The sequence below is a fragment of the Mesorhizobium sp. M7A.F.Ca.CA.002.09.1.1 genome (assembly GCF_003998555.1).
In the GTDB taxonomy this organism is placed as follows: Bacteria; Pseudomonadota; Alphaproteobacteria; order Rhizobiales; family Rhizobiaceae; genus Mesorhizobium; species Mesorhizobium ciceri.
In genome coordinates this window covers 1-4,221 of record NZ_RZRR01000486.1, presented here as the reverse complement: position 1 = coordinate 4,221, position 4,221 = coordinate 1, and the positions used below count along the sequence as shown (strand labels likewise).

Here is a 4,221-nt window from a genome sequence, read left to right as displayed (position 1 = left end):
GGCAAGAAAGAGCGCATCGGCCGCATGCTGCAGATGCATGCGAACTCGCGCGCCGACGTCGAAGAGGCTTTTGCCGGCGATATCGTTGCTCTTGCCGGTCTCAAGGACACGACCACCGGCGACACGCTGAGCGATCCGCTGCATCCGGTCATCCTCGAGCGCATGGAATTCCCCGATCCGGTCATCCAGATCGCCATCGAGCCGAAGACCAAGAACGACCAGGAAAAGATGGGCCTCGCCCTTCATCGCCTGGCCGCCGAGGATCCGTCCTTCCGCGTCAAGACCGACGAGGAAAGCGGCCAGACAATCATTTCCGGCATGGGCGAACTCCACCTCGACATCATCGTCGACCGCATGCGTCGCGAGTTCAAGGTCGAGGCCAATGTCGGCGCACCGCAGGTGGCCTATCGCGAGACGATCACCCGCAAGCACGAGCAGGACTACACGCACAAGAAGCAGACCGGCGGTACCGGTCAGTTCGCTCGCGTCAAGATCCTGTTCGAGCCGAACCCCGATAGCAGCGAGTTCGAGTTCGATACCAAGATCGTCGGCGGCGCCGTGCCGAAGGAATACATCCCTGGTGTCGAAAAGGGCATCAACAGCGTCATGACCTCGGGTCCGTTCGCGGGCTTCCCGATGATCGGCGTCAAGGCGACCCTCATCGACGGCGCTTACCACGATGTCGACTCCAGCGTTCTGGCCTTCGAAATCGCCGGCCGCGCCTGCTTCCGTGAAGCAGCACCCAAGCTTGGCGTGCAGCTGCTCGAGCCGATCATGAAGGTCGAAGTCGTGACGCCGGAAGACTACGTCGGCAGCGTCATCGGCGATCTGAACGGTCGTCGTGGCCAGATCCAGGGTCAGGAAGCGCGTGGCGTCGCCGTTGTCATCAACGCGATGGTGCCGCTCGCCAACATGTTCAAGTATGTCGACAACCTGCGCTCGATGAGCCAGGGCCGTGCGGCCTACACGATGCAGTTCGATCACTACGAGCCGGTTCCGACCGCAGTGGCCCAGGAAGTCCAGAAGAAATACGCGTAAGGGTTCCTTAGCCACCGACGTCGCGTCCCTTGCGCGGTGCCGGATCTGAAGAGCGAATAACAATTTCCCCCAAGCGGGTAGAATAGACGGAGAACGATTATGGCCAAAGGTAAATTCGAGCGTAACAAGCCTCACGTGAACATCGGCACGATTGGCCACGTCGACCATGGCAAGACGTCGCTGACGGCGGCGATCACCAAGTATTTTGGCGAATACAAGCGCTACGACCAGATCGACGCTGCCCCTGAAGAGAAGGCGCGCGGCATCACGATCTCGACGGCTCACGTCGAATACGAGACGGCCAACCGCCACTACGCTCACGTCGACTGCCCCGGCCACGCCGACTATGTGAAGAACATGATCACCGGCGCCGCGCAGATGGACGGCGCGATCCTGGTCGTGTCGGCTGCCGACGGCCCGATGCCGCAGACCCGCGAGCACATCCTGCTGGCCCGTCAGGTCGGCGTGCCGTCGATCGTGGTGTTCCTGAACAAGGTCGACCAGGTCGACGACGCCGAGCTGCTCGAACTGGTCGAGCTCGAGGTTCGCGAGCTTCTGACCAAGAACGAATTCCCCGGCGACGACATTCCGATCGTCAAGGGTTCGGCTCTGGCTGCTCTCGAAGACTCGGACAAGAAGATCGGTGAAGACGCGATCCGCGAGCTGATGGCTGCGGTCGATGCTTACATCCCGACGCCGGTTCGTCCGCTCGACAAGCCGTTCCTGATGCCGATCGAGGACGTGTTCTCGATCTCGGGCCGCGGCACGGTCGTGACCGGCCGCGTCGAGCGCGGCGTGGTCAAGGTCGGCGAGGAGCTGGAAATCATCGGCATCCGTCCGACGACCAAGACGACCTGCACGGGCGTGGAAATGTTCCGCAAGCTGCTCGATCAGGGCCAGGCTGGCGACAACATCGGCGCGCTGCTGCGCGGCGTTGATCGTGAAGGTGTCGAGCGCGGCCAGGTTCTGGCCAAGCCGGGCACGGTGAAGCCGCACAAGAAGTTCGTGGCCGAAGCCTACATCCTGACCAAGGACGAAGGTGGCCGTCACACGCCGTTCTTCACCAACTACCGTCCGCAGTTCTACTTCCGCACGACCGACGTGACCGGCATCGTGTCGCTGCCGGAAGGCACCGAGATGGTGATGCCGGGCGACAACATCACGGTCGATGTCGAGCTGATCGTGCCGATCGCCATGGAAGAGAAGCTGCGCTTCGCTATCCGTGAAGGCGGCCGCACCGTCGGTGCCGGCATCGTCGTCACCATCAAGGAATAACCGAGCCCGGCATTCGCCGGATCGACAAGAAAGGGCGGTCTTCGGGCCGCCCTTTTTGTTTGCCGGGCTATCGGCTGCCGCCCCGTCGGCCGAAGCCTGTTGCAAGGCTCTGGACCTCGTCTAGTATAGGTTGCATCAAGGGGCTTTTTCCAAATGGTTCCAAGGCGGTATTTTCATCGTCGGGCATTGTGGCCGCTGGCTCTGACCTGGCTGATTGCGCTGCTTGCCACAGGCCCGGCAGCCTTCGCGGCGGATGCGGCGCCGGATCTTGGGCCGACGATGCGGTTCGGCATTGTCCGCAGCAACGCAGCGGGGTGCGAGCCGATCTGTCCGGAATGGATATCGGCCGAGGGCTCCATAGAAGCCGGAACTCCGGCGCTCTTCAAACGCATGCTGAAGACGCTTGGCGGGCGGAAACTGCCTGTTGTCGTGGATTCTCCCGGCGGCAATGTCGAGGCGGCGCTGACGCTTGGCCGGCTGATCCGCAAGAACAAGCTCGATATCGCCATCGGCAAGACGGTGTTTTCCAGCTGCCAGCCCGACGCGAAGGGGTGCCAGGACCGTGACGCCCGCTACTTCGGCGATGTCATCGACTATGGCGCCATGTGCAATTCCGCCTGTCCTCTGATGTTTGCCGGCGGCATCAGGCGAGTGGCCGGCGAATGGGCCTATCTCGGCGTCCATCAGATCACCACGACCTACATCCGCACGAAATTGCAATACCGGACCACCTACCGGATCGTCGGGGGCAAGAAGAAGATCCTCAACACGAAGATCGTCAGCCGCAAGAACGCCGGCAGCTACAAGACCTACGAAATGAGCAAGTCGGTGGAGAAAAAGCTGGCGGCCTACCTGGACCAGATGGGCATCGAACAAAGCATGCTCGAAACGATGAAGGGCACCCCGGCCAGCGAAATCCACCAGATCGCCCTCGATGACATGCTGGCGATGAAGCTGGTCACCAGCACGGACGCCGTGGGCCTGTTGACCGCGGCGAGCCTGTGCGAACCCGGCCGCCTGGCCACGAATTGCCGGGAAGTGCCGGGGAACAAGCCTGATGGCCTGATGGCGACCGCGGCCAGGCCTACTCCGCCAGCGATCGAACCCGAGGCGGCGCGGCGCGATGAAGACATGCGCTTCGTTGTCGTTCGCGGCACCAATCCGCTCTGCAATCCAGACTGCCCGGAATGGATCTCGGCGGAAGGCGCGATCACCCCCCAGACCCCGCAGAAGCTGCGCCAGCTGCTCGCCACGCTCGGCAAACGGCAACTGCCTGTCGTGATCAGCTCGAAGGGAGGCGACCTGTTCAGCGCCCTGGCGGCGGGACGGCTTATCCATGAAAAGAAGCTCGACGTCGCCGTTGGCCGCACCGATTTCGTCGGCTGTGACCCAGGAGCGTGGAATTGCCTGGCCAAGGAGGGCGCCTATGCCGGGCTGAGCATCGATGCGGGCGTGGAGTGCGATTCGGCCTGCGCGCTCATGCTTGCCGGCGGCATCAGGCGGCTTGTCGGTCCCCAGGCGCGACTTAGCCTCTACCCGATGGGGCAAAAGCTGATGGTCAAGGCCTACCTGGAGGAGATGGCGATCAGTTCCGCCCTGTTCGCGGCGATCGAGCGGCGCTCGGTCGAGCGCCGGCTGGAACCCGACATGATGCTGAAGGTTGGCCTGACGACGAGCCTGCAATCGGTCGACGCGCTGACCGGCGCCACCATTTGCGAGGCGGTGCCAAGACCCGAGAATTGCCGGATCCGGCCTTCCGCCAATGCCGAGGCTGACGCGCCGGCCAAATTGTAGTGGGCGACGGAGCCCGAAACTGGCCATCGAGGCAGGTTGAGCCGCTTTCGATTTTTCCGCTATCGTCGCTGCTGGCGGCTTCAGGCAGGCGGAGGATCGAGAATGGGCCAGGAT

Annotated in this window: 3 protein-coding genes; all 3 read left to right on the top strand. The window is 62.8% G+C overall.

The annotated features are described in order from the left end of the window. The coding region (locus EN994_RS20305; RefSeq protein WP_245466053.1) for an EF-Tu/IF-2/RF-3 family GTPase at positions 1–1,038 on the top strand (1,038 nt) is incomplete at its 5' end. A 99-nt stretch (positions 1,039–1,137) separates the two neighbouring features. Beyond that, positions 1,138–2,313 (top strand): elongation factor Tu, encoded by a 1,176-nt coding sequence (gene tuf / locus EN994_RS20300; protein WP_013531404.1) that lies wholly within the window; start codon positions 1,138–1,140, stop codon positions 2,311–2,313. 153 nt (positions 2,314–2,466) lie between these two features. After that, on the top strand, positions 2,467–4,107 hold the full coding sequence (locus EN994_RS20295) for a hypothetical protein (RefSeq protein WP_063168073.1): 1,641 nt from the start codon (positions 2,467–2,469) through the stop codon (positions 4,105–4,107). Positions 4,108–4,221: the final 114 nt, after the last annotated feature.